Origin of the sequence: Wolbachia endosymbiont (group A) of Gastracanthus pulcherrimus, from assembly GCF_964028265.1 — a bacterium.
GTDB lineage: Bacteria > Pseudomonadota > Alphaproteobacteria > Rickettsiales > Anaplasmataceae > Wolbachia > Wolbachia pipientis.
In genome coordinates this window covers 183,844-208,768 of sequence record NZ_OZ034763.1, presented here as the reverse complement: position 1 = coordinate 208,768, position 24,925 = coordinate 183,844, and the positions used below count along the sequence as shown (strand labels likewise).

Here is a 24,925-nt window from a genome sequence, read left to right as displayed (position 1 = left end):
TTTCTACTCCTTTGTATTTACTTTTATGGTTTTACCTTCCCAAGGCGATAAGCTATCAAACATACGAAAATCTTGCGGTAAATCTATAGGATTATATACAACCTTTTTTGTCTCTATATCATATCTTACTTCCTCATAACCAGTGAGAGGGAAATCTTTTAACATTGGATGACCTTTGAATCCATAGTCTGTTAGAATCCTACGCAAATCAGGGTGATCAGAAAACTCTATTCCATACATATCAAACACTTCACGCTCAAACCACAAAGCCGTACTAAATATCTTCGCTACACTTGGAGGCATGTCGCTTTCACATAACTGAAGCTTTATGTGTACTCTAATATTATGCACAGTGCTGAGCAGATTGTATATTAGCTCGAAACGCTTCTCTCTATTTGGATAGTCAACCCCAAAAATATCAACTAATAGTTCAAACCTACACTTTTCATCATCACGTAGAAAGAATAGGTACTTTTCAATTTCATCTAAAGTTGAATATATTACAATAATGCCATCATCTTTTTGAATGCACTCGCATTTGGTCTTTTTTTGTATATACTTTGCAGTTTTATCCATTCCGAGTCCGTTTTATTTTGTTTTGTAGGCATAGCATTCCATATAGCAACGCCTCAGCGGTTGGTGGGCATCCAGGGACATACACGTCAACTGGCACAATTCTATCACAGCCTCGAACTACTGAATAAGAGTAATGGTAATAACCACCACCATTTGCACAACTTCCCATGGAAATAACATACTTCGGGTCTGCCATTTGATCATAAACCTTGCGCAATGCTGCTGCCATTTTATTAGTTAGTGTGCCAGCAACAATCATCACATCTGATTGACGTGGGCTTGCACGAAACATTATACCATATCTATCAAGATCATAACGGCTGGATGCAGTATGCATCATCTCAACTGCGCAACATGCAAGACCAAATGTCATTGGCCACAATGAACCAGACCTTGCCCAATTCATTACATAATCTGTTAAATCACCAAATTTAGTGACAAGAAACCCTTCTTTTTTATAACGACCCCAGTCATCATTAGATAGAATTTGATTTGTCATAAACTACTCCCACTCTAATGCACCTTTACACCATTCATAGATAAAACCTATAGTGAGTATTGCAAGAAATACCATCATAGACCAAAATCCACCATAGCTTATCTTAGATAAAGAAACAGCCCAAGGAAAAAGAAAAGCAATTTCTAAGTCAAATATTATAAATAATATTGAAACTAGATAAAATTTAATGTCAAAATTTTTTCTTGCACTAGATAGTGGATTGAAGCCACACTCATATGTGGAAAGCTTTTCACCATCTGGCTTACTCACTGCAAGAAACATAGGCAATATACCTAAAGCAAAAGATACTACAATTGATACGCAGATAAAGATTACTATGGTTAAATATTCGCTCATTTAACAAAACATATAACACTATGAGTTTACATGCTTTCCTAACTTTTTACCACCTAAAATATGCACGTGAAAGTGTGGTACAACCTGCTCTCCATTTTCACCGTAGTTAGTGACTAATCTATATCCTGTTTTTTCTAGATTATATTTGTGTGCTATCTCTCTTACAGTTTTGAAGAAATCCACTATTTCCTCTTCAGGAGCTTTTAGAATGAAGTCATCATATGAAATATATTGATTTTTTGGTATAACTAAAATATGAACTGGCGCGTCAGGGTACTTATCATGAAAAGCTAGTACATTTTCATTTTCATGTACCTTCTCACAAGGTAACTCACCTCTTAATATTTGAGCAAAGATGTTATCGCTATCATAAGCTTCATTGCTCATATTTTAAGAGCGACCTTTCCCTCTTTCTTCGTTTTTCTCTACATTAGGTGTAGATAGTGGTTTTATCGCTTCACCAGAAGCATCTTCAAGATTTAAAGAGCTTACAAGTTCCCTTACTTTTACCATGTCCTGCTGTTCTTTCAAAAAGGGTTCTATTCCACTTACCCTTTTTCCAGTAATAACTCCTGGTTGTAAGTGATACATATCCCCAGGAACAGTTAGACTATGATGTCTTTCCTCTATTTTTTTAGCTTCACTCATAATACTCCCCTATAACTTATTTTTGCATTCCACAACTTTGCGACTTACCTGCTTTTATAGCTTCTTGCGCCCATTTTTTCTCACCTGAAGCTATAGTTTCTGAAGGCTGACCAACATCAGACTTCACAACTTTGTCTGATGACTGCTTTTGATTATCATAATACAATTTTTCTGCAATACCATTCAGCAATTTTAAGTCTGTATGAATTTTAAATTCTCCACCGGTAATTTTTGCCAGCTTCTTAAGGTCTTCGTCAACTTTATTAGCAATTCCTTTAAGAACAAGCTCTTTTATTTCTTTCTCGCTCTTGCCTGTATTATCAGGATTAGTTTTAATAGTGTTAGCTATTTCCTCAACGTTAATTTCAATTACAATTTTATTTTCTTCTCTATGTATAGTGATGTTTGAATACTCACTTTTTAGTGCTTTTATTTTATTCAATTGTTCATCATTCAAATAAGGTATATCTCCCGTCAGAGTTCTTGACACTAAAAAACTTACCTTTCCTATCCCTTTCTTTTGCTCTGTTATTTGTACACCAAGATCCTTACTAGCCTGTGTGGTTTCTATAGGTGGATCATATCCCCTTTCTTCTTCAGGTACATCTATACCAACAGCTTTCTTTAACGAAACTGTAGCATCATGTTTCATTTCACCCGTTGAAGCAAACGGCTTCTTTATAGGGTAAATAAGTGCTTTAGGCACAAGAGCAAACACCCGACCTGTAGCTTCTACACCTGTTTTAACTGCTCCGCCTATCTTAGCCCAAATAGATTCTGCCATACACACCTCCAAGGTACTTTCTATAACTAAATACATTTTAATTATAGACGAAAAAATTTAAACTTCTATATCCATTGTAAGATAGAATTATAGGGATTGCAACCATTATTTGCACATTGTCTAAAACATGTAGTATTTTCGCTACTTTTATTGTTCAATTTATTATAAAGAATACTCTAAATTATGTTTAAATGGAACACAAATAATATCATTGATGCAACTGGCGGAAGAGACGTAAATGGTTGTAATTGGATACATAGCTCAAATATTTCAACGGACACAAGAAGCATAAAAAAAGGTGATTTATTTATTGCCCTCAAGGGAAAGAATTTTGATGGCCATAATTTTTTGCATGAAGCGTTTTTAAAAGGGGCTGTCGCTGCAATAGTGAGTGAGGGTAAATATAAAAATTTCCCTCTCATTATTGTACAAGATACCCTGAAAGCTTTGCACGGTATGGCATCATACTACATTAGAAATGTTCTTGTTGATGCTAAAGTTATTGCAATTACAGGCAGTGTTGGGAAAACCACTACAAAGGATATGCTGCACACTGTTTTATCGCAATATGGAGTATCTCATGTAAATGAAGGTAACTTAAATAATAATATAGGATTGCCTTTGACAATTCTGAAAGCTCCAAAAAACTGCCAGTACTTAATTCTTGAAATGGGAATGAATAAAGCTGGTGAAATAAAAGAATTATCAAAAATTAGTAATCCGAATATTGCAGTTATTACCAACATCGAACCTGCACATACTGAAAATTTTTCATCACTATTTGACGTTGCACAAGCGAAGTTAGAAATTCTGTATGGTATGAAAAATAACGGTACTTTGGTTTTAAGCAGAGATAATAAATATTATGATTATCTCTCATCACACGCCAATAGAAATGTAATAAGCTTCGGTAAAGATAAAAATGCTGAAGTTTGTTTACTAAACTTAATAAGAAACGATGAATCTTCTGTCATTTCAGCACTATCTTCTGTCATCCCAGTGCTTGACTACTTGGATCCAGGAAGTTCAATTGCAAATGAGCATATCAGACGGTTGTATAATAAAGACTGGATTCCAGCGTCACGCGCTGGAATGACATCAAACCGAGTTGCTAATAGATTAAGTTTAAAAATCAGGCTGAGTGATAATCAAATTATAAACTGTAATTTACGTGTACAAGGTGAGCATTTTGCTTATTCGCTACTTGCTGTTGCAGCAGTTGTGCAAAGCCTCGGACTTGATTTATCAAAATTACCACTTGCACTTAAGAATTTTAGTGTAGCGAAAGGTAGAGGCAACATTCATAAGGTCAAATACAATAAAAAATATATACATTTAATTGATGACTCCTATAACGCCAGCCCTGCTTCGATGAAAACTGCAATAAAAACTTTGAGTACATATTCTAATCAGAGAAAAATAGCTTTGCTTGGTGATATGTTGGAACTTGGTGATGAAAGCATAGAGTTTCATACAGATTTGGTTAAGATTATCACAGAAAATAATATAGATAAAGTTTATACAGTTGGTAAATTTATGTTAGAATTGCATGAGCTTTTGCCAGATAATATAAGAGGCACGCATTTTAATGATTCTAATCAATTGAAAAGTGATTTAGCTAACATTATTCAGAATAATGATGCAATTCTAGTTAAAGGCTCACGAGGAATGAAAATGGATCTTATTGTACGGGAATTCGTAATAAAATATTAAGCGAAATCATTGTATTAATTTACAGTAACAAATTATTAGGAACTTTAATTGTGACAAAACGTGTAATTATTTTTGGTGGAACGGGGTTTATAGGGAAACACATCGTAAGACGCTTGGCAGAAGAAGGATATTTAATAAAGATATTCACTTGTAATCAGGAAAAAGCTGCTTGTTTAAAATTGTGTGGCAATTTAGGACAAATATCAATATTTAAAGGCGATTTTTTTGATGAAAAATCAGTTCTGGAGGGTATGGAAGAATGTGATGTAGCTATAAACTTAGTGGGAATATTATATGAAGCAAAAAAGCACGATTTTTACGCTGTTCACGTTAAAATAGCTGAAAGGATAGCAAAAGCTGCAAAAATGAAAAATGTACCTATGATGATACATTTTTCTGCTATGGGAATAGAAAATAGCAAGTTGTCAAAATATGCTCAAAGTAAATTGGAAGGTGAAAAAGCTGTAACTTCAGCATTTCAAGAAGCAATAATAATTAGGCCAAGTCTTGTATTTGGTAAGGAAGATAACTTCTTTAATAAATTTGCAAGATTAGCAACTATTCTTCCTTTCTTACCACTAATTGGCAATGGAACGACTAAATTTCAGCCCATATGTGTAACAGACTTAGCTGAAGTGGTATATCGTATTATCAGTTTTAATAAGCAAGACAAGAAAATTTATAACATGGGCGGACCAAAGGTTTACTCTTTCAAAAGCTTATTGAAGTTTATTCTGAATGTTACTAACAGAAAGTGTTTGTTGATCAATGTATCTTTTCCAATGGCAAAGTTAATAGCTTTCTTTTTAGAAAATAAAATTATTTCTGTGCTGCTAAAACCAATAACCGGAGATACGAACCCTATGCTTACTCAAGATCAGGTGAAAGTTATGATGAATAGTTCAATCGAAAAGTCAGTTGACCTTGAAACAATGAAGGTTCGACCATTAGCAATTGAAAATGTGGTGCCAGAGTACTTGAAGATTTATAGAAAGTATTGATAGAAGAGTGTGCCCGGTGGGATTCGAACCTACGACCCACAGCTTAGAAGGCTGTTGCTCTATCCAGCTGAGCTACGGGCACACAACATATATAAAATGCTTCTTAGTACAAGTGAAGTCAAGTACTTCGTGTGAATATGATGTTTATCTTGCAACACCTTGTCATTGCAGTTGTGTGTCGCGCGCTGCCAAAATTGGATGCGAGAAGTCTATTTATTTTAGAAAATATTATATAGAAACTTGCTTGACAAGCCTTGCCAGTCCCCTTATCATGAAACTGAAGCTATTGTATTTGCTTTCGCCAATCTGCAGATTAAAAGGTAAGGATTGCTTAATGTATCGGCGTCTTATGTTCAATTTTTTGCAGTATATAGATACTGTATGTCTTTACAAAACTTCATCTACATCTAGATTTTTATCTAAATAAGCTGAACGCGCTTATAAAGCGTTGCAAGACATCAAAAAATGCCAATACTCGACAGAGATAGTAAAAGACTAGCTAACTCGGGGATTCTTTGTCTTTTTTTCTGCTTAGTAAACTTCTTAAACATTTGCAGCGTAAGTTAGTTGCAATTAAAAGCAGCTTAATCTTGCTTTTCAAGCGTTTAAAACATAAAAAACGCCAATATTTTAAAGCGGATAATAACCCCAGGGCTTCTTTTGCCTTTTTTTTCATTTGGTAAATTTCTTAACGTTTGTAGCTAAACGACAACCGTCATCCCGCTACGTGTTAGCGGCTAAGAGATACCGCGGCGGCATGACGGTTCGTGGCGGCATGAAGATAAGCTCGTCATCCCGCTGCTTGTTAGCGGGATCTATGTTAAGAGGTTGTCCGGAAACAAGTAAAAGGCTATAATATCTGAAATTTTAGTACGGGGTAAAGATGAGAAAAAAGTATCCAACAGATCTAAGCGAAAGGGAATAGGCAAGAATAGAAAAACACTTCAGAGTATCATACAAGAAAGGAGGAAGGCCGCCAAAGTATAGCAAAAGAGAAATATTAGAAGCAATTTTCTATGTATTGCGTACAGGGTGTCAATGGCGGTATTTACCAAATGATTTTCCGCTATGGAAGACTGTGTATGAGCAGTTCAGGCAATGGAAGAAGCAGGGAATTTTTGAGAAAATGAATTATGAAATTACAAAATATAGTAGAAGAAAAATAGGAAGGAATGAGCAGCCGAGTGCCTGTATAGTAGATAGTCAATCTGTAAAGACTACAGAAAAGGGGGGATCAAAGGCTATGATGGAAGTAAAAAAGTAAAGGGTAGAAAAAGGCATATAATTACAGACACTCAGGGTTTTATACTAGGTTGTTACGTAGGCGCTGCTAACGAAAATGATAGAGATGGTATTAAAATAGCATTAAACAATATGAGAACAAAATATACTAAAGTTAAAAAAATGTGGGCTGACATGGGATACCAAGGAAGAAATTTAAAGAATCACATAAAGGAAGAATATGACATAGATATTGACATTGTTACAAGGCCTCCATGTAGATTTTGGGTGCACAAAGATACGCCACCTGAGCTACTACCAACAAGAGAACAAGGGTTTAAAGTACAGCCAAGAAGATGGGTTGTAGAAAGGACTTTTGCTTGGGTTAATAGGAATAGAAGGCTATCGAAGGAGTATGATTTACTCACAACATCCACTGAGAATTTCATATACCTAGCTATGAGTAGGGTTATGTTAAAGAGGGAATATGCTTGAATTTACTTGTTTCCGGACAACCTCTAAGGTATAGTAGGGGATCTATGTTAAGAGATACCGCGAATGAATCGCGGTATGACGGTTCGTGGCGGCGTGACGATAAGCTCGTCATCCCGCTGCTTGTTAGCGGGATCTATGCTAAGATACCGCGGCAGTATGACGGTTCGCGGCGGGATGACAAGAAAGGAGCAACAGAATGACAGAGAGTAATGCAAGAAAATAATTGGATTTTTTGTAATGCTACGGAGTCCAGTGTTTTCTACAAATTTTTACGTGATTTGTTAGCAAAATTGACAGTTGCTGAAATACTGGATAAAACGCTTGTATAGTGTTTAGTAGAGAAAAGTTATGAAATATGAACAGTGGATAAAAATATTAAGTGCAGTAAATGCTGATGGTGATTTAAATCAGAGTAACATAATCGAAAAGATAAAAGAGAGGTTACAGAGGATAGATTTAAGTACATTCCAGGATTGGAAAAATGATAGATTTAACATAAATTATAAATTCACCTTATATACAGGTCTTGCCTCTTTTAAACTTACATTGTTATATTTGGCTACTAGGGATGGCTGCAAAAAGGTAGTAGAAGCTCTGATATCAAATGGAGCTGATGTTAATACGAAAGATATGAATGGACTGACCCCTTTATATTGGGCTGCCAAAATTGGTCACAAGGAGGTAGTAAATGCTCTAATAAAAGCGGGGGCGGGGGTTAATATTAATGCAAAAAGTAAGAAGGAACAAACTTCTTTGCATAGGGCTGCTGAAACAGGCCATACGGGTGCAATAAATGCTTTATTAGCAAAAGGGGCTGATATTGATGCAATAGATGATAATGGAGAAACTCCTTTACGTTTGGCTATTAAAAATGGCCATACAAAAGCAGTAAATGCTCTATTGGAGGCAGAAGAATTTAATATTAATACGAGTGATGGTTTATGGAATTATGGATGGGCTCTTTTACATTGGGTTATTGCAAATGACCATAAAAAGATAGTAGAAGTTCTAATAGCAAGTAAAGCTAGTGTTAATACGAAGAGTGAAAATGGATGGACTCCTTTACATTGGGCTGCTGAAAATGGTTATACAGATGCAATAAATGCTCTATTAGCAGCAGGGGCTGATGTTGATGTGAGAGATTGTTGGCTTTACGATACTCCTTTACATTTGGCTGCTGAAAATGGCCATACAGATGCAGTGAATGCTCTATTAGCAGCAGAGGCTGATGTTAATTTACAAAACGCGCGTGGCAAAACTCCTTTACATTGGGCTACTAAAAATGCCCATAAAGAGATAGTAGAAGTTCTAATAGCAAGTAAGGCTAGTGTTAATGTGAAGGGTGAAAATGGATGGACTCCTTTACATTGGGCTGCTGTGAATGGCCATACAGATACAGTGAATGCTCTATTAGCAGCAGAGGCTGATGTTAATTTACAAAACGCAGATGGCAAAACTCCTTTGCATTTGGCTGTTGAAAAGAAACACAAAAGTGCAGCGGAGTTTCTGATAGCACATGAAATTAAGTTACAAGGTTCCAATGCACAAAAGCCAGAATATCTAGTACAACATAATTCTAATTTTACAAGGGAAATGTCAGAATATTGGAATAGGTGCCTAGGTGAATACGAAAAACTTGAGGAGGAAGATAAGTTACTACATGACTTTTTGAAGGAAAGTGACACTAGTACATTAGTAAGTATATGGGAAAAAAATGAAGATATATGCAGTAAGTTTGATAACCAAAAAAGCTTACAAAGGCAATATCCAGAATATGCTTATACTCTAATTAATAAAGCTAACGAAATAAAAAAAGAAATTTTTCTGCACAATCATGAGCCGCTAATTGATGCTTTATCAACGCATTATAGGCGTGATTTTCAAGCAATGATATTTGCTGGTATAGAAAACTTTTTTAAAGTTCACAAAGATGACTTTAGAAAAGAGTTAGGAAATGGAGGAATCACTCTAATTAACTTCGTAGATTTTGAAAATTTTGCAGAAAGGCATGCTCCTACATTGAAAGTAAGAGCGTTTGCAAAGGTTATAGAGAATAACCTATCAAGCGAGAGCCCTGATGATCAAAACATTGATCAAGCTTGTTCTTCTAGTGTTGATGAGCAAGTTCCTCAGCCTGTAAGTGAAATAACTGGCATTATTAAACACATAGGTGCAAGTAATAGTGAGGCTTCTTCAGAACTCGAAAGTAATGGTAATCAACAAAGTACACAACCAGAATTTTTAACAACCAACGGTAACTCTAGTAGCATAGCTTCTGAAAGTGGCAGTACTAAAATACTAGTTTCAGATCAAGAAAATGACATCCAGAACAATAATATACAACCAAGTTCACGAAGTGAAAAGAGGAGCAAACTGCCTATTGTAACTGCCTCTGTACTGGCAGTGGCTGGAGTTGCTTTAGGAGTAGCTATTGCAGTTCACTTAGAAATGTTAGCGGTGGGAATAGTGGTTGGAGCTTGTTGTCTGGTTGCTGCTGCGATCATATACTATTGTAATCAGCCTTCAAAGTCACTTGAAAATAGCAACGTCCAAGGGTTTTCTGGAAACCATGAACAACCTACTTTGTAAAATTCACAAGACCTATTAAAATATTTTTTTACTTTTCATCGTATATTTCTCAACATATTATCTTTAAGTACTAAAATAATTAACAATATGGCATTATTAATAGTTGAATCACCTGCGAAAGCAAAGACAATAGGTAAATATTTGAGTAAAGAGTTCAAAGTAGCTGCATCCTTTGGACATGTGAGGGATCTTCCAGCAAAAAACGGCTCTGTCGATCCGGATAATGATTTTGCTATAAAGTATGAAACCATTGAAAAAGCAGAAAAATATATAAAAGAGCTAGTAAAAGCCGCAAGCAAAACATCAGATATATATCTTGCAACAGACCCAGACAGAGAAGGGGAAGCAATGGCTTGGCATGTGATAGAGACATTAAAAGAAAAGAAAGCAATCAGTAATGAAAACAACATTTATAGAGTAGTCTTTAATGAGATAACAAAAAGAGCAGTACAAGAGGCTATAAAAAATCCACGTGAAATAAATATGGATTTAGTGCGTGCACAACAAGCACGTAGAGCTTTGGATTATCTAGTTGGGTTTAGTTTGTCACCACTGCTGTGGACAAAATTGTCGGGGAGCAAGTCTGCAGGACGCGTGCAGTCTGTTGCATTAAAGATTATATGCGAACGAGAAGATGAAATTAGTAAATTTATAACACAGGAGTATTGGAGCATAAAGGCAGAAATGCAAAATAGCAAAGATGAGGCTTTTTTTGCTATGCTAAGCCACTATGACAATAAAAAGCTAGAAAAATTTGATATTAAGAATGAAGAAGAAGCAAAGAACTTAGTCAGGGAGATTGAGTCAAGGCAATATGCTGTAAGCACAGTAGAACGCAAGCAAGTTAAGAGAAACCCACTTCCTCCGTTTATTACTTCAAGTCTTCAGCAAGATGCAGTGAATAAACTGTATTTTAATGTGAAAAGTGTTATGCGCATAGCGCAAAATTTATATGAAGGTATCGATATTGGTGGTGAAACTGTAGGGTTGATAACTTACATGCGTACAGATGGGTTTCATATTGCAGATGAGGCTATAAACTCAATTAGAGGGTCAATTAAGTCATTATATGGTGATAAATATTTACCGCAGTCTCCTCGTAAATATGTAAAAAAGGTCAAAAATGCTCAAGAAGCACATGAAGCAATTCGTCCAACTGATATCAATAGAACGCCGGGTAGTATTAAGGATTACTTAACGCCAGAGCAATTTAAATTGTACGATTTAATCTGGAAAAGGACCATTGCAAGTCAAATGGAGTCGGCGATCCTTGATCAAGTGGTAGTTGAAATTAGTTCTACTGATCAAAAAGTAGTTCTGCGAGCAAGTGGGTCGAGTATATTCTTTGATGGTTTTTATAGAGTCTATCAAGATAACATGGAAGCCGAAAATGAAGGCCTGCTACCTGCCATGAAGGAAGGGGAAGCATGCAAGCTGATTTCAGTTGAGCCAAAACAACATTTCACTCAACCGCCACCTCGTTATAGTGAAGCAAGTATCGTAAAAAAAATGGAAGAAATCGGTATAGGTCGACCATCAACTTATGCAACAATTATTTCGGTATTACAAGATCGTGAGTACGTTTCATTGGATAGCAAAAGGTTTATTCCAAGCAGTCGTGGTAAAATCGTTACTATATTTTTAGAAACTTTTTTTCAGCGTTGTGTAGAGTATGATTTCACAGCACAAATGGAAGAAAAGCTTGATTTAATTTCAAATGGACATGCAGATTGGAAAAAAGAATTAGGCCACTTTTGGGTGCCATTTTTTGGTCATGTAAACTCTGTTAAGCAAATGACGCATGATGAAGTTTTCAGCGGCATTCACGATTTGGTAATCGATTGGTTTTGTTCAGAAGAAGGAAAAAAAGAGGTGAATACGAAATGTCCTGCTTGCTTAGGTGGCATATTGAAATTGAACTTTGGAAAAGCCGGGGTGTTCCTTGGATGTTCTAACTATCCTGAATGCAACCATACAAAAGAAATTACGGGCAGTAACGACAATTCAGAATATCCAAAAAGTTTAGGTATAGATGATATAACAAACCAAGAAGTGATGATCAAAAAGGGTCCTTTTGGACTTTATCTGGAGTTTAATAACGAGTTAAAAAAGAAAAAAACGGTTTCCATACCAAAAGATATAAATGTTAATGAGATTGATCTGAGCACCGCTACTCAGTTACTTTCCTTGCCAAAAGTAATCGGAGAACACCCTGAAACCGGAAAGGAAGTAAAAATAGGCCTTGGGCGATTTGGGTACTATATTTTCTATGATGGTAGATACTTTTCTCTTAAGAAAAGCTCCAAAGAGGTGCTGAATACAGAATTGAGCGAAGCTGTACAAATTATTGCAAACAGTCCACGCAAAGAGTTAAAATCTCTCGGGGTTAATGAAAAGGGAAAAGAAGTTTTTATCTGCAACGGTAGGTACGGATTCTATATAAAATGCGGTAAAACAAACGTTGCTTTGGGCAAGAGTGCAGATATTGAGAGTATAGATCTGGAGAAGGCTTTAGAGTTGATTAAGGGTAAGAAGTAGACTTTTATTGAAATATTAGGTAAAGTTAAAATATACTCTAATAATGCGGTGGGATAAATGATATTTCACACACAGGGCGACACTCCAGCTTTATGTAGGTTAGATTACACGGATGTAAGTAAGTTAGTAGGCATACCAAATATCACAAGACTTGATTTAACTGAGTGCAAGATTAGTGTTGAAATTGTAAAAGAATTAGCTGAGCTCAAAAATCTTACTTCACTTCATTTAGCTGGGTGCAATATTGGTGTTGAAGTTGCAAAAGAATTAACCAAACTTACAAATCTTACTTTACTCAATTTAATTGGTTGCAAGATTAGCAATGAAGTTGCAAAAGAATTAGATAAACTCAAAAAAAATCTTCCTTCACTTAATATAATTGGTTACAAGATTAGCGGTAAAGGTGCAAACGTAAAATTGCAGGATGAGGTATCAAACTCGCAAGAAAAACTTAAAAGCAGTAGCAAATACTATATTTGTGGAGCAACAGTTGGTTTAGTTATTGGTCTAGTTGCAGCATATTGTTTAGGGGCTGCTGCTTTAACTCCTGTTGGTGTTTCTGTTGCAGCGTTTATTGCATCTGCTGTGGTTGGCGCGTTACTCGGAGCTGGGGTGGGTTATGCTGTGAGTACATATCTTGAAAGCACTGAATTAAACAATATGCAACCACGAAGGAGTTGTTGAAGATCCGTGTTAAATTCTAGTACAGGAGCTTTTTTCTAATGCTAAAGTTTACAGTTGAAACAAACCACTTGGCCACGTGGAACTGATTTCAGTTTATCAGTTGAAACTTGATTTGAGCAGAATATGCATTTTATTGTGTTGCTTGGAGTAAGTGAGTTATCAACAGCAATTCTATCATCAAAAACAAAACATTCTCCTTTCCAATTACCATTTTTATTATAAGTTTTTTCAAGGTAAGAAAGAATGCCGCCTTTAAGATGGTAAACATCACTAAATCCAAGGCTTTTCATATATGCTGTAGATTTTTCGCATCTAATCCCACCAGTGCAGTACATAGCCACTTTCAGGTCTTTACTCTCAGAAAATGACTCTGTCCACTGAGGAAACTCACGGAAACATTGTGTGTGTGGATTAATTGCATTCTTAAACTTGCCTAATTTCACTTCATACTCATTTCGTGTATCTATTACTAAAACGTCAGGTTGAGAAGTAAAATCATCCCAATGCTCTGGATCAACATATTTACCCTTAAGGGAAATATCAAGATTGCCTACACCAAGATTCACAATCTCTCTTTTTAATTTTACCTTCATCTTGCTAAATGGTTGATATTCTGCTGCACTCTCTTTCCATGTAAGGTCCCTTAGCCTATAATCAGAACGTAGAAAATCGAATATTTTATCAATCGCGTTTCTTTCACCAGATACGGTTGCATTAATACCCTCTTCTGCAAGGAGTATAGTACCCTTTAATTCAATGTTGTCGCATGCAGTTTTTATTTCGTCTTTCATGTCATAATAATTAGAGAGTTCTACAAAGTGATAGAAAGTTGCAATGACGAAGCTCATGATTATTCACTTATCAACTAAAAACATGATATACAAAATTATAAAGATATTCAATAGTACGGCTGTTAATTACTGGATATCTTTAGTTTTTACATATAACATTTTAATATCAAATATAGATCCAAATTAATGTTTTTGAGAGTATTTAAAAATATATTCTTATTTTCAGTAAGTATATTATTCGTCTGTCCTATACTATCGTTAATATCGATTCTATTTACAGAATCAGCAAATTCTGGATGGGTAATCAGCACACTTTTCCCTGAATATATACTGAATACGTTAATTTTGATGATAGGAGTGGGGGGAATATCCTTTATATTTGGAGTAATTCCAGCTTGGCTTACCACATTTTTTTCATTTCCTGGAAGTAAAATTTTTGAGATTGCTTTGTTCTTTCCAATATCGATTCCTGGATATATAGTAGCGTTCGTCTATGTAAATACACTAGAGTTTTCAGGTCCGGTGCAGAGCTCATTAAGAGACATTTTAGAGTGGAGCAAAGGTGACTATTGGTTTCCTGAAATAAAATCCCTAGGTGGTGGAATATTAGTAATGGGATTCAGCCTATATCCATACGTTTATATGTTAGTCCGCTCAAGTCTAAAGAATGTTAGTAACTCAGTCACTGTTGCGTCAACACTTGGGTTCTCCTCATTGAAGAGCCTGTTTTCTGTCATCATACCCTCCATACGCCCATCAATTATAGCTGGGTTGTCTTTGGTACTAATGGAAGTAATTACAGATTTCGGCACACCACAGTTTCTTGCTATCGATACTTTTACGACAGGAATATATCGCACCTGGTTTTTACTGCATGACAAATATTCAACTACTGTTTTAGCAGTTGCAGAGTTGATTTTCGTTGCAACACTAATAGCTATCGAAAAAAAACTACAAAAAAAAGGAATATCCTACTCTTCAATCAATACCAATTCAGATTATCACAACAAACGGAGTATAAGTGGCGCTATACAGTTGATCTTTGCTTATCTTATGTGTGTATTGCCGATATTAATAGGTTTTATTTTGCCAATGATTCCGCTCATATATTGGAGCATAGAGAAGGGGTTTTTCATATACGAAGCAAGATTCTATAACATAATAGCAAATAGCATTAGTTTATCATTTATCACCGCATTAATCTCAATTAGCATTGCAATAATGATTGGATATACGGCGCGTAAAAATAAGGTAATCAACAATATAGCGCGTCTCATTTCTTTAGGCTACGCAATTCCAAATGCAATTATCGCAATTAGTATAATAATATTTTTAAGCAGAATATCCTCTTTCATTACTCAATATGTTGTGGAAATTAGCTTAGTAGGAACTATTGGCGCATTAGTTTACTCATATTTATTCCGTTTTTTTGCTATATCTTTCAAGGCGGTAGAGTCAGGGCTCAAAAAAACACCAAATGAAATTGAGTGGACTGCATATACTATGGGTCATGGACCTATTTCCACATGTTTGAATGTTCATATCCCTCTCATCAAGAAGAGTATATTATCGGGATTTTTGCTCGTATTTATGGATACTATCAAAGAGCTCACAGCAACACTTATTATAAGACCATTTAATTTTGAAACTATATCAACTAGAATATATGAACTTGTAAGCGATGAGCGCTATAGAGAAGCTGCCCCATTTTCGTTAATAATAGTTATAATAGGCTTAATCTCTACAATAACCTTATTTACACTTGATGATAAGGATAAAAAATAAACGTAACTGTTCACAGATTTCCACTTAATTCTTCAATCTCACTAATAGAAAGGCCAGTAAACTTAACAATAGTGTTGACATCAACATTATTAGCCAGCATTGCTTTTGCGACTTCAATTTTCCCTTCAATTTTCCCTTCAATTTTCCCTTTCTCTATACCTTTTTGTATACCTTTCTCTTCAGCAAGATCAAGTCTGTATTCAAGAATAGCTTCTTCTTTGCGTAGATCCATTATCCTTTCTTCATAGGCTACTAAATCTTTTTCGTTCCAACGAAACTTGTCTAATTCATCATATGCTAGCTTTATTATTGGCGCTTTTTCTGCTATCTCTTTTAAGTCCTCTTCTGTTGTTTCTTCTGCGTATTTAAAAAAGAAACACCACCTTTCTACTATACTTTCTAACTGCTCTACTTTATTTTTTGCGAATTTAGGCAACTCAATAAAGACAAACTGAAAATCTTTTAAGTAATGGCCGTTAGTTTTTATATCACGTATATTGTGAGTAGAAATATAATCAACTTCTTCAGGAAGTAAGTTACAATTTGATATAGCAATAAAGAAGACTTTCTTTAAATCAATGTAGTTGCCAGATTTATCTAATTGTCTTGAGTAGGCTTTAGCGGCATATAATTGAGCGCGTTTTTCGAAGCCCTTGTCTCTAGCGAGCTGCATTTCTGCTATATATCTATTTCCGTGAGAATCCTTGCAGAGAACATCAACAATACTTTGTTTATCAGAGGCAACTTCGGGATCCATAATAGTGCTAAGAAACTCAACTTCTTGTATTGCATTTATCTCAGTAAACCCTAAAATATCGTTCAAAAAGTGGATCAGGATATTCTTATTTTTTTCCGTTCCAAAGATTTTTTTGAAACACAAATCATTGCGAGGATCGAGAAATTTTGAGAGAGCCATGGCAAAAATGCTTGAAAATATTAATAATTATACACTATTATTAACAATTATTCAACCATATTTTTGAAGATAGCTAGTTTCTGTATTTATTTTAAATTGAAGAAAGCTCAAATGAAAGATCGTGCTTTGCTAAAAATCACAGAATGCAGTCTGGTTACAAATAAACTATTTTGACAGTTAATGGGGTCTAGTTTTGATGTATGGACTATCCAAAGAGAAGGGTGGTATCATAACTTCAAAAACTTTTATGCTTTCTTCATTCAGAAATTCATACTTACCCTGCATTATTCCTGACGGTACATTTAAGTATGTTCCACTTGTGTATTTAAATACCTCTCCAGATTTTATCACAGGCTGTTCTCCGATAACACCAACTCCGGCAATTTCATTTACTTTGCCCTTATAATCTATTATTTGCCAATGACGACTTAACAATTGAATAGTTGATTGGCTTTTGTTTTTTATCTTAACGTTATACATCCATACATAGCAATTTTCATAAGGAATGGATTGCTCTTCAATGTAAATTGGTAAAACTGTAACTTCAACAAAGTTGGTAGTCAATGTGTATTCTAGAATCATTATAGAATATTCATGATAAAAAGATAATATTCTAATTATATGCTTTTTTCATAGATTTTTCAAGTATACTTTAATTAGGAAATATCAATTTATAGTATGAACGAACCAGATGCGCTTAGCAAAAAAGTAATAGGAATAATAGGTGGTGGACAATTAGGTAAAATGACTGCTATCGCTGCAACAAAACTTGGACAAAAAACACATGTTTTTGCCAGTGCTAAAGACGATCCGGCTTGCTCTGTTGCTGATGATTTCACAATAGCAGATTTCTCTGATAAGAAAGCTCTTGAATCTTTTGCACAGAGTGTGGATTTAGTTACTATTGAGTCTGAAAATATTCCATGTAGTGCAATTGATATCGATGTAAATTTTTATCCGGGTAAAAAAGCGTTACACATTTCGCAGAACAGACTGAGAGAAAAGGATTTTATTAAAAACTTGGGTATAAAAACTGCTAACTATAAGAGTATACAAAATTATAATGAGCTACTGAAAAGCAGTAGAGCTTTTGGCTATCCAATAAGGCTGAAAACAACAGAAATGGGTTACGATGGAAAAGGACAATATGTGCTTGAGAATGATTCTGAAGTGAAGCAATTTGCTTCCTTTGATTGGAATACAGAGTACATTCTTGAAGCAAGTGTTGATTTACTGAAAGAGGTTTCAATAGTCGTTGCAAGAGATAAAAACTGTAAAGTAGCTTTTTTTCCTATAGCAGAAAATTACCACGTTGATGGAATACTTGATACTTCAACAGTGCCAGCTAAAATAGATAGCAAATTAACTCAAGAGGTACAACGAGCTGCAAAGAAAATAGCAAATGCGCTTGATGTAATAGGAATTCTGGCTATTGAATTTTTTGTTACTAAAGATAACGAATTGTTAGTTAATGAACTAGCTCCCAGACCTCACAATTCTTGCCACTGGAGCTTGGATGCATGTAACGTTAGTCAATTTGAACAGCTAGTTAGGATAATATGCGGGTTACCTATGCAGGAAGTAGTATTACGCTTTCCTTGTATGACGAAAAATATAATAGGTAATGATATATATGATTCTCATAAGTATTTGAGCAACGAAAAAGCTAGTTTAACCATATATGGGAAAAAAGAGGTTAGGGATAAGCGTAAAATGGGACATGTCAATATAGATTTAAGTTAACAGTTTTTCTACGTCATACCGCCACAACTGTACGAACATTGTGATATGATGAGATGTTACATAGTAAACGGTGTCATTCTAGCACCTCTTTTCCCGTCATCCCGCTGCTTGTTAGCGGGATCTCATTTCACTTTGTGAAGGTGTCATCCGAGTAGCCTGACTACTTGGATCCAGGAATTTTATTAAGTTGGTAAGCATAAAAGTGGCTGATCTTATGTTAAAACACAACGTTCTTGATGAGATTACAGCAAGGCTGGGTTCCAGCGTCAGCTACTTGAATGACAGCAGTCCTACGTCATGCCGCCGCGGTATCTCTAGATCCCGCTAACAAGTAGCGGGATGACGATTGTCGTTTAGCCATAAATATTAAGAAATTTACCAAATAAAAAAAAGGCAAAAGAAGCCCCGTGGTGGTTGGCTATTTACTATGTACTAAAATATCGGCGTTTTTTTTATTCTAAAACGCTTGATTAAGAGCGATTTAGCTGCTTTTAACTTGCAACTAACCTACACCGCAAGTGTTTAAGAAATTTACTAAGCAGGAAAAAAGGCAAAGAAACCCCGTAGTAGCTAGCATTCAAATTCTCCCTTGTCAATTTGACGTTTTTTGCTGTCTTAAACGCTTTGTAAGCGCGTTTCGGCTTATATAGGTAAAAACCTAAAAATTTTTAAAGACATGCGATGCACGTAGTGCGAAAAATTAAACATGAGACGCCAAATACCCTAAGTTTTTTGTCATTAACCTGCACAGATTGCGAAGATAAATAAACAGCTTCAGTTTCATGATAAGGGGACTGGCGAAGGGTGTCAAGTAAGTTTTTTCGTTTCTATTCCCAATAAAAGTTTGTATGCAATAACACAGAAGCATGCACTGCTATTCCTTCATTTCTTCCAATATAACCTAATTTCTCTGCAGTGGTTGCTTTGATATTTACAAATTCATCATCAATTTCTAATGCTTTTGATATGAATTTCTTCATTTCTACTTTGTAAGGCGATATTTTAGGCTCTTCACAAACTATAGTAATATCTAAATTAGACACGCTGTACCCTTTTTCTTTTGCTTTTTTAGCAGCAAAGTCAAGAAAGTGAGATGAATTGCAATCTTTCCATTCAGAGGAACTAGGAGGAAAGTGCTCTCCTATGTCGCCACATCCCAGTGCTCCGAGTATTGCATCAACGATTGCATGTATTGCAACATCACCATCAGAGTGCGCTTCTATTGCCATGTTGTGTTCAATTTTCACACCGCAAATTTTTATAAAGCTTTCAGCACCATTTTGAACTTTAATGAACTTATGTATATCATAACCGGCTCCGACACGAAATTTTGGCTCTTCAAAAAGAAGCTTTGCCATATTGATATCCTCTTTTGTGGTTAACTTAAAATTGCTTTTCTCACCTTTAATGATCGCAACATGTTTTTTGTGCTCTACCATTAGTGATGAATCGTCAGTAAATTCTTTGACTGATTGATGGCATGATAATAATTCTTTGAAATTAAAAATTTGAGGGGTTTGTATGGCTCTGAGCTTTCCTCTTGAAATCGTAGATTCAATAAAACTATTACTCACCAATGACATAGTGTCTTCAACTTCTATTGCTGGAACTACTCCTGTATATTGATCATTAATCATAGATTCAACCAAGTTATCTATCAGAACATCTGACACAAAAGGCCTACAAGCATCGTGTATAACTACAAAATCTGGGTTAACTTTTTGTAAGCTTTCAAGCCCTAGTTTAACTGAACTTTGCCTGTTTTCTCCTCCGTATACAGGGCTTAGTAATTTAGTGTCTGTAATTAGTGATATAGCTTTCTCATAGAAACTTTCATGGTCTCTATTAATTGCTATTCTTATGTAATCTATATATTGGTTAGCCAGAAATCTTTTAATTGTATGAAATAAAACAGATTTACCTGCCAGTTTTATATATTGCTTAGGAATCGTAGAATTGCATCTACTGCCTACTCCCGCTGCAACTATTAATGCTGCTATTTTGTATTTCTTAGCGCACATATTTCTTTTTGTAGAAGCTTTCCTCTCTATCCAAGATTCTTTCCGAAAAATAAAATTTCTGACATCATATAAAAGTTACTTCCCCTATTAACTAGCATAATTATAATAGCAAAAGAGATATTTAGAGAGCTCAAAATCTATCTTTGCCTGCGGATTAAACAACTAAATTTTAGTAAAAAACGATAGTATTACAAATCGTAAAATACTTTCAACATAGGAAAAATAAATTGCATATTTTTCAGTAAATTAGCTATGCTAAACACATGCAAAAACGTCATATAACTATTTGTTTCATACTGCTTTTTATAATAGGGATGTTATTCCTGATGCGTACTATGATTTTTCCATGTTTAATATCTATTATTATTGCATATTTGTTTAATCCGCTAGTAATTAAGTTTGAAAAGTATAGAATACCACGTTCATGTTCTGTAATTTTTATAATACTTGTTTTATTAATAGCTTTTATACTAGTCATAACATTTGTTTTACCTATTATATATGTTCAAATTACTTCAATATTAAATTTCTTAGTGAGTAAAGTGCCTTCATTAGAGCTTAAAGTAATCCCCTCTGTATTAGAATTTCTTAATATAAAAATCGAGGATAGCTTATTTGATCACTTATCTAAAAATCTAGCAGAAAATTACAGCAACTATGTATCTTATTTCATGAATGCTCTTGATATTGCTAGTAACTTTATAATCCAAGTGTTAAGTTCAAGCTTTAACACGGTATCATTAATGGTGATTACTCCTGTAGTGTTTTTCTATATATTACGTGATTGGCCTTTAATTATAGAAAAAGCTAATAAATTAATCCCTATTCCTTACAGGGGAAAAATTGCAGATTATTTTTTCAAAGTGGATTTCATTATATCTAATTATCTAAAGGGGCAGGTAAATGTATGTATTGTCATGATGATCTTTTACTCTGTAAGCCTGAGCATAATCGGATTGAAACACTCTATTGTTATTGGAATTTTATCAGGAATGTTAACGTTCATACCTTACGTAGGGCCATTATTATATACCATTATTGGGTTTTTGAGCGCTATCACTCAATTTAGTGGATGGTTTGAAAGTGCTGCTGTTTTGCTATTATTTGGTGTTGGGCAATTAATAGATTCAAACATATTAGTTCCTTTATTAATAGGAAAAAAAGTTCATATACATCCAACTGTAATTATTCTGGGAATTACTATATGCGCTTCATATTTTGGATTTATAGGTATATTACTTTTTATTCCAATAATAGCAATGTTCAATGTATCAGTAGAATATGCAATCAATAAATATTTTAAAAGTGAGCTTTATAAAAACGGCTAACAGACCTTTTGCATAATCAATTTATGGTAAGAGGAGAAATGAGCCCAGAATACCTGACACATTTGAGGAGCGTAAGTAAATTTCTGCGCAAAAATTACTACCAGAAAGAGGTTACGTAAGAGGTTCAACGTGCAATTAAATTTATTTAACAACAATCAAGCTGATTATAGTCGGCAGAATTACATCGTCTTAGATGAAAATAAGCACGTGTATAATTCGGTAGTTAATGATTTATCTTGGAAATGTCTGATTCTTTTTGGACCTAAAAGCTCCGGTAAAACTCATCTTGCTCATATTTGGCAATCAATAAACGATGCAATTTTTATCAATGTGAATAACTTCGTAAGCGAGATTAGGTATAGCGATGCTTTTATTTTAGAAGACGTACAAAACATTAAAGATGAAGCAATGTTATTACATTGTTACAATTACATGAAAGAAAGTGACAAGAGGCTGCTAATCACTTCTTCAATTTCACCAAAAAAGCTTAACTTCAAATTAAGAGATTTAAGTTCTCGAATATTATCAACTATCAGCGTAAAAATTTTGCCTGCAAGCGAGGAATTATTAAGAATTATGCTAATAAAACGATTTTCAGATAAACAGTTAAAAATTGATTTAAAAGTGATTAATTATATTTTAGCAAGAATAGAACGTTCTTTCTATAGCATTGATAAAATTATAGAGAAGATAGATAATGAATCTATAGGGTCGAATGTGACCGTTCCTTTTATTAGCACTTTATTAAAAAAAGATGCCATTTGATTTCTTCTTTTGTAAAGGTGTATATTAAAAATTTATTAACACCCATAACACTAACGTAATTGAAATCTCTATCTGTCCATGTTAGAATTATAATCAATGTTATGTTATAATAAATATAGATAGATACAGCTAAGAAGTATTCTATATTTATAGTAGAGCTCACTTTATAAGGTGTTTTTTATAGATTTAACGTTATAATTTAACTATGATAAGAGTAAGATTAAATTTAAGAAAAAGGTTAAAGCAAAAGTTTGTGATGTTCACTCTATTGATAAATGCTTTATTTGTCTCATATTTTCTCATAAGAAACACAGGGAACACTTCTAATCAAATTATAGCCAAAGAAATAAATATAGGAGCTGATAATGAAAAATAAACAGTCGCAAAATAAAAAAGAAAATCTTTACATAACATATTACATAGATGCTTTAGCTTCAGAGAGGTCCGCTACACAAAATACTCTGGAAAGTTATCGTTCGGATTTACACCAGTTTGAAGAATTTTTATTGGAAAGCGGCACTACCTTGGTTGGTGTAAACAAAACCAATATTAAAGATTATGTGAAATCTTTATGTACACAAAAAAAATATAAAAGTAGCTCTATATCAAGAAAAATATCCGCTATGAAAAATTTCTATAAGTGTCTATTTAATGACGGAATAATAGATTTTAATCCAGCGCCGGCTAATGATGCTGAATTAAAGAATCCAAAAGTTTCTCGTCCTTTGCCTAAGTATTTAAGTGTCGAAGAAATATTTTTGCTAATGGACGCAGTGAGAAAATCAGCAAGCGAATCGAATAAAGAGATAAGCAGTAAAAGGCTATGTGCGATTTTAGATATCCTTTACTCTTCTGGAATGCGTGTTTCTGAACTAATTAGTATGAAATTATGTGAAGTGTCGCATTTAATAAACAGTAATAACAAAGAATGCTATATAATAATAAAAGGAAAAAGTGGTAGAGAGAGGCAAATTCTTTTTAATGAACAAGCATTGCAGAGCCTTAGAAATTATTTATCAGTTCGTGACAATCTGCTCTCTAACAGAAAGGAGTCTGATTGGCTATTCCCAGGTGATAAACCTAATAAACCAATTACAAGGCAGAGGGTCGCTCAATTAATGAAGGAGTTAGCAAGAAAATGCAATATTGATGAAAATAAGATCTCTCCACACGTGATTAGGCATTCTTTTGCTACCCATCTACTGGATAGCGGAGCAAATATTGTGTTGATACAGAAAGTTCTTGGCCATACTAACCTTTCTACAACACAAATATATACTCATATTGCTAACGAAAAGTTAAAGGACAAATTAGCTGATTCGCATCCTATTACTCAGATGATCAATAATTAAATTTATTGTTTTTAATTTGTAATAAAGTTAAATTTAAATAAATTTATGTGAGTTTGTGATTTCAAGTTTATTGTTTAATTTCTTTCTTATATTATGGGAGGTATTCTATACTTTCATTACTCTCCCTGTAATTTTCTTTTCTGAGTGTGTAATAACCATTTTCCTCGTCTGTTCGGTGAGAGTTGTATTATTCATGCTGCGTTTATTATGTGGCATTAAATATGAAGTGAGGGGAATGGAAAACATCCCTAAGCAACCTTTTATCATTGCATCTAAACACCAATCTCCATTTGAAACATTTATTTTTATACTACTATTTAGAAAAGCGGTTTTTATTTTAAAACGTGAATTGAAATGGATTCCATTCATTGGTTTGCATCTTATAGCGCTGAAAATGATTTTTATTAACCGTTCAGATGGTATCAGTTCTATACGCCATATAATCAAACTAGCAAAAATGCGTATAAAAGAAAATAGAAGCATAATAATATTTCCTGAAGGTACAAGAACAACTATAAACCAAAATATAAAATATCAACCAGGTATTGCTGCTTTATATAGCGTATTATCTGTTCCTGTGTTACCGGTTGCTTTAAACACTGGTTTGTTTTGGCCAAAAAGCATACTTTCTCTGAGAAAAAATCCCGGAAAGGCAGTAATAGAAATATTGCCCCCAATATATTCTGGGTTAAACAAAAATGAATTCTTGCAAAGTTTAGAAAAAATTATTGAAGAGAGAAGCAGTAGATTAACCATAGAAAAAACTGATATTGCAAATTAACAAAAAAACTTTATAATTAAAAGGAAAGTACAGTATTTTAGGTATTAATATATGGCAAATCATAAGAGTGCTAAAAAAATGATAAAGGTAATAGCAAAACGCACTTTAATAAATAAGATGCGGAAAAGTAAAACTCGCACCGCTATTAGAAAATTGGTTGATATAATCAAGTCTGGCGACAAAGAAAATGTTGTTCTGGCATTTCGGAATGCTGAATCTAATTTACACAAGTGTGTGAATAAAGGTGTTATTCATAGGAATACTGCTGCGCGTAAAATAAGTCGCTTAAATGCAAAAGTAAAAGCATTGATGACCGCTTAATACGGTTAATGTAAAGT

General features: G+C 34.3%; 23 protein-coding genes and 1 tRNA gene. 13 read left to right on the top strand and 11 right to left on the bottom strand.

Going from position 1 to position 24,925, the window contains the following annotated elements:
- Positions 1 to 3: 3 nt before the first annotated feature.
- Genes ABWU47_RS01035 through ABWU47_RS01010 form a run of 6 tightly spaced genes read right to left on the bottom strand, consistent with a single transcriptional unit; the run spans position 4 to position 2,864 of the window.
- Positions 4 to 576, bottom strand: coding sequence for an NADH-quinone oxidoreductase subunit C (locus tag ABWU47_RS01035; RefSeq protein WP_353285714.1), 573 nt, complete (start codon positions 574 to 576; stop codon positions 4 to 6).
- On the bottom strand, positions 569 to 1,075 hold the full coding sequence (locus tag ABWU47_RS01030; protein ID WP_006279574.1) for a NuoB/complex I 20 kDa subunit family protein: 507 nt from the start codon (positions 1,073 to 1,075) through the stop codon (positions 569 to 571). Before ABWU47_RS01030 ends, ABWU47_RS01035 begins: the two co-directional genes overlap by 8 nt.
- A 3-nt stretch (positions 1,076 to 1,078) precedes the next feature.
- Positions 1,079 to 1,432 carry an NADH-quinone oxidoreductase subunit A gene (locus ABWU47_RS01025; RefSeq protein ID WP_006279576.1) on the bottom strand — a complete coding sequence of 118 codons (354 nt, stop codon included), beginning with the start codon at positions 1,430 to 1,432 and terminating at the stop codon, positions 1,079 to 1,081.
- Positions 1,433 to 1,450: 18 nt separating this feature from the next.
- Positions 1,451 to 1,819, bottom strand: coding sequence for an HIT domain-containing protein (locus tag ABWU47_RS01020; RefSeq protein ID WP_006279578.1), 369 nt, complete (start codon positions 1,817 to 1,819; stop codon positions 1,451 to 1,453).
- A gap of 3 nt (positions 1,820 to 1,822) precedes the next feature.
- Positions 1,823 to 2,080: a hypothetical protein gene (locus ABWU47_RS01015; RefSeq protein ID WP_006279579.1), complete on the bottom strand. Its 258-nt coding sequence runs from the start codon at positions 2,078 to 2,080 to the stop codon at positions 1,823 to 1,825.
- A 16-nt stretch (positions 2,081 to 2,096) separates the two neighbouring features.
- Positions 2,097 to 2,864 carry a hypothetical protein gene (locus tag ABWU47_RS01010; protein ID WP_353285713.1) on the bottom strand — a complete coding sequence of 256 codons (768 nt, stop codon included), beginning with the start codon at positions 2,862 to 2,864 and terminating at the stop codon, positions 2,097 to 2,099.
- A 183-nt stretch (positions 2,865 to 3,047) separates the two neighbouring features.
- On the opposite strand from ABWU47_RS01010, the gene ABWU47_RS01005 reads away from it, so the two are divergent.
- Together ABWU47_RS01005 and ABWU47_RS01000 are read left to right on the top strand one after the other, a co-directional pair.
- The gene (locus ABWU47_RS01005) at positions 3,048 to 4,577 is read left to right on the top strand and encodes a UDP-N-acetylmuramoyl-tripeptide--D-alanyl-D-alanine ligase (protein WP_077188612.1); all 1,530 of its coding nucleotides are present in this window, start codon (positions 3,048 to 3,050) and stop codon (positions 4,575 to 4,577) included.
- Between the two features lie 50 nt (positions 4,578 to 4,627).
- Complete coding sequence (locus ABWU47_RS01000) at positions 4,628 to 5,578, top strand: complex I NDUFA9 subunit family protein (protein ID WP_077188611.1); 951 nt, start codon at positions 4,628 to 4,630, stop codon at positions 5,576 to 5,578.
- An 8-nt stretch (positions 5,579 to 5,586) separates the two neighbouring features.
- Here the strand turns inward: ABWU47_RS01000 and ABWU47_RS00995 are convergent.
- A tRNA-Arg gene (locus ABWU47_RS00995) sits at positions 5,587 to 5,660 on the bottom strand.
- Positions 5,661 to 6,509: 849 nt separating this feature from the next.
- On the opposite strand from ABWU47_RS00995, the gene ABWU47_RS00990 reads away from it, so the two are divergent.
- From ABWU47_RS00990 to ABWU47_RS00975, 4 genes are all read left to right on the top strand, one after another.
- Positions 6,510 to 7,294 (top strand): IS5 family transposase gene (locus tag ABWU47_RS00990; protein WP_353285773.1). Its coding sequence is split into 2 segments (ribosomal slippage): positions 6,510 to 6,831 and positions 6,831 to 7,294, totalling 786 coding nucleotides; the frame shifts between segments, so codons are not numbered across the junction.
- 348 nt (positions 7,295 to 7,642) lie between these two features.
- Complete coding sequence (locus ABWU47_RS00985; protein WP_077188610.1) at positions 7,643 to 9,883, top strand: ankyrin repeat domain-containing protein; 2,241 nt, start codon at positions 7,643 to 7,645, stop codon at positions 9,881 to 9,883.
- Positions 9,884 to 9,970: 87 nt separating this feature from the next.
- Positions 9,971 to 12,421 (top strand): type I DNA topoisomerase, encoded by a 2,451-nt coding sequence (topA, locus tag ABWU47_RS00980; RefSeq protein WP_077188609.1) that lies wholly within the window; start codon positions 9,971 to 9,973, stop codon positions 12,419 to 12,421.
- A gap of 57 nt (positions 12,422 to 12,478) precedes the next feature.
- A complete protein-coding gene (locus ABWU47_RS00975; protein ID WP_353285712.1) occupies positions 12,479 to 13,105 on the top strand; it encodes a leucine-rich repeat domain-containing protein in 627 nt (208 codons plus the stop codon).
- A 41-nt stretch (positions 13,106 to 13,146) separates the two neighbouring features.
- Here ABWU47_RS00975 and ABWU47_RS00970 read toward each other — a convergent pair whose 3' ends face one another.
- Positions 13,147 to 13,953 carry a rhodanese-related sulfurtransferase gene (locus tag ABWU47_RS00970; protein WP_236514352.1) on the bottom strand — a complete coding sequence of 269 codons (807 nt, stop codon included), beginning with the start codon at positions 13,951 to 13,953 and terminating at the stop codon, positions 13,147 to 13,149.
- 129 nt (positions 13,954 to 14,082) lie between these two features.
- Between ABWU47_RS00970 and ABWU47_RS00965 the strand changes: the two genes are divergently transcribed.
- Positions 14,083 to 15,681 (top strand): ABC transporter permease, encoded by a 1,599-nt coding sequence (locus ABWU47_RS00965; protein WP_006279556.1) that lies wholly within the window; start codon positions 14,083 to 14,085, stop codon positions 15,679 to 15,681.
- Between the two features lie 10 nt (positions 15,682 to 15,691).
- On the opposite strand, the gene ABWU47_RS00960 is transcribed toward ABWU47_RS00965, so the two are convergent.
- Together ABWU47_RS00960 and apaG are read right to left on the bottom strand one after the other, a co-directional pair.
- Positions 15,692 to 16,597, bottom strand: a complete 906-nt coding sequence (locus ABWU47_RS00960; protein ID WP_077188606.1) for an Rpn family recombination-promoting nuclease/putative transposase — start codon at positions 16,595 to 16,597, stop codon at positions 15,692 to 15,694.
- A gap of 177 nt (positions 16,598 to 16,774) precedes the next feature.
- Positions 16,775 to 17,176 carry a Co2+/Mg2+ efflux protein ApaG gene (apaG, locus tag ABWU47_RS00955; RefSeq protein ID WP_179951370.1) on the bottom strand — a complete coding sequence of 134 codons (402 nt, stop codon included), beginning with the start codon at positions 17,174 to 17,176 and terminating at the stop codon, positions 16,775 to 16,777.
- 99 nt (positions 17,177 to 17,275) lie between these two features.
- Between apaG and ABWU47_RS00950 the strand changes: the two genes are divergently transcribed.
- Positions 17,276 to 18,340: a 5-(carboxyamino)imidazole ribonucleotide synthase gene (locus ABWU47_RS00950; RefSeq protein ID WP_006279559.1), complete on the top strand. Its 1,065-nt coding sequence runs from the start codon at positions 17,276 to 17,278 to the stop codon at positions 18,338 to 18,340.
- Positions 18,341 to 19,167: 827 nt separating this feature from the next.
- On the opposite strand, the gene ABWU47_RS00945 is transcribed toward ABWU47_RS00950, so the two are convergent.
- Positions 19,168 to 20,361 carry a bifunctional 2-C-methyl-D-erythritol 4-phosphate cytidylyltransferase/2-C-methyl-D-erythritol 2,4-cyclodiphosphate synthase gene (locus ABWU47_RS00945; protein WP_077188604.1) on the bottom strand — a complete coding sequence of 398 codons (1,194 nt, stop codon included), beginning with the start codon at positions 20,359 to 20,361 and terminating at the stop codon, positions 19,168 to 19,170.
- Positions 20,362 to 20,624: 263 nt separating this feature from the next.
- Here ABWU47_RS00945 and ABWU47_RS00940 point away from each other — a divergent pair, with 263 nt between their 5' ends.
- The 5 genes from ABWU47_RS00940 (at position 20,625) to rpsT (ending at position 24,908) form a co-directional block, all read left to right on the top strand.
- A complete protein-coding gene (locus ABWU47_RS00940; protein ID WP_077188603.1) occupies positions 20,625 to 21,689 on the top strand; it encodes an AI-2E family transporter in 1,065 nt (354 codons plus the stop codon).
- 129 nt (positions 21,690 to 21,818) lie between these two features.
- The gene (locus ABWU47_RS00935) at positions 21,819 to 22,454 is read left to right on the top strand and encodes a DnaA ATPase domain-containing protein (RefSeq protein ID WP_077188602.1); all 636 of its coding nucleotides are present in this window, start codon (positions 21,819 to 21,821) and stop codon (positions 22,452 to 22,454) included.
- A gap of 365 nt (positions 22,455 to 22,819) precedes the next feature.
- On the top strand, positions 22,820 to 23,806 hold the full coding sequence (locus tag ABWU47_RS00930) for a tyrosine recombinase (protein WP_353285711.1): 987 nt from the start codon (positions 22,820 to 22,822) through the stop codon (positions 23,804 to 23,806).
- Positions 23,807 to 23,861: 55 nt separating this feature from the next.
- Positions 23,862 to 24,587: a lysophospholipid acyltransferase family protein gene (locus ABWU47_RS00925; RefSeq protein WP_006279235.1), complete on the top strand. Its 726-nt coding sequence runs from the start codon at positions 23,862 to 23,864 to the stop codon at positions 24,585 to 24,587.
- Positions 24,588 to 24,638: 51 nt separating this feature from the next.
- Positions 24,639 to 24,908 (top strand): 30S ribosomal protein S20, encoded by a 270-nt coding sequence (gene rpsT / locus ABWU47_RS00920; RefSeq protein ID WP_006279236.1) that lies wholly within the window; start codon positions 24,639 to 24,641, stop codon positions 24,906 to 24,908.
- Positions 24,909 to 24,925 lie beyond the last annotated feature (17 nt).

What these genes read in the sequence shown, in the direction of transcription:
- ABWU47_RS00965 (WP_006279556.1), top strand. Translation starts at nt 14,083, where the DNA reads ATGTTTTTGAGAGTATTTAAAAATATATTCTTATTTTCAGTAAGTATA.
- topA (WP_077188609.1), top strand. Translation starts at nt 9,971, where the DNA reads ATGGCATTATTAATAGTTGAATCACCTGCGAAAGCAAAGACAATAGGT.
- ABWU47_RS00975 (WP_353285712.1), top strand. Translation starts at nt 12,479, where the DNA reads ATGATATTTCACACACAGGGCGACACTCCAGCTTTATGTAGGTTAGAT.
- ABWU47_RS01015 (WP_006279579.1), bottom strand. Translation starts at nt 2,080, where the DNA reads ATGAGTGAAGCTAAAAAAATAGAGGAAAGACATCATAGTCTAACTGTT.
- ABWU47_RS00985 (WP_077188610.1), top strand. Translation starts at nt 7,643, where the DNA reads ATGAAATATGAACAGTGGATAAAAATATTAAGTGCAGTAAATGCTGAT.
- ABWU47_RS00950 (WP_006279559.1), top strand. Translation starts at nt 17,276, where the DNA reads ATGAACGAACCAGATGCGCTTAGCAAAAAAGTAATAGGAATAATAGGT.
- ABWU47_RS00930 (WP_353285711.1), top strand. Translation starts at nt 22,820, where the DNA reads ATGAAAAATAAACAGTCGCAAAATAAAAAAGAAAATCTTTACATAACA.
- ABWU47_RS01025 (WP_006279576.1), bottom strand. Translation starts at nt 1,432, where the DNA reads ATGAGCGAATATTTAACCATAGTAATCTTTATCTGCGTATCAATTGTA.
- ABWU47_RS00960 (WP_077188606.1), bottom strand. Translation starts at nt 16,597, where the DNA reads ATGGCTCTCTCAAAATTTCTCGATCCTCGCAATGATTTGTGTTTCAAA.
- ABWU47_RS01005 (WP_077188612.1), top strand. Translation starts at nt 3,048, where the DNA reads ATGTTTAAATGGAACACAAATAATATCATTGATGCAACTGGCGGAAGA.
- ABWU47_RS01030 (WP_006279574.1), bottom strand. Translation starts at nt 1,075, where the DNA reads ATGACAAATCAAATTCTATCTAATGATGACTGGGGTCGTTATAAAAAA.
- rpsT (WP_006279236.1), top strand. Translation starts at nt 24,639, where the DNA reads ATGGCAAATCATAAGAGTGCTAAAAAAATGATAAAGGTAATAGCAAAA.
- ABWU47_RS01035 (WP_353285714.1), bottom strand. Translation starts at nt 576, where the DNA reads ATGGATAAAACTGCAAAGTATATACAAAAAAAGACCAAATGCGAGTGC.
- ABWU47_RS01020 (WP_006279578.1), bottom strand. Translation starts at nt 1,819, where the DNA reads ATGAGCAATGAAGCTTATGATAGCGATAACATCTTTGCTCAAATATTA.
- ABWU47_RS00970 (WP_236514352.1), bottom strand. Translation starts at nt 13,953, where the DNA reads ATGAGCTTCGTCATTGCAACTTTCTATCACTTTGTAGAACTCTCTAAT.
- ABWU47_RS00945 (WP_077188604.1), bottom strand. Translation starts at nt 20,361, where the DNA reads ATGTGCGCTAAGAAATACAAAATAGCAGCATTAATAGTTGCAGCGGGA.
- ABWU47_RS01010 (WP_353285713.1), bottom strand. Translation starts at nt 2,864, where the DNA reads ATGGCAGAATCTATTTGGGCTAAGATAGGCGGAGCAGTTAAAACAGGT.
- ABWU47_RS00940 (WP_077188603.1), top strand. Translation starts at nt 20,625, where the DNA reads ATGCAAAAACGTCATATAACTATTTGTTTCATACTGCTTTTTATAATA.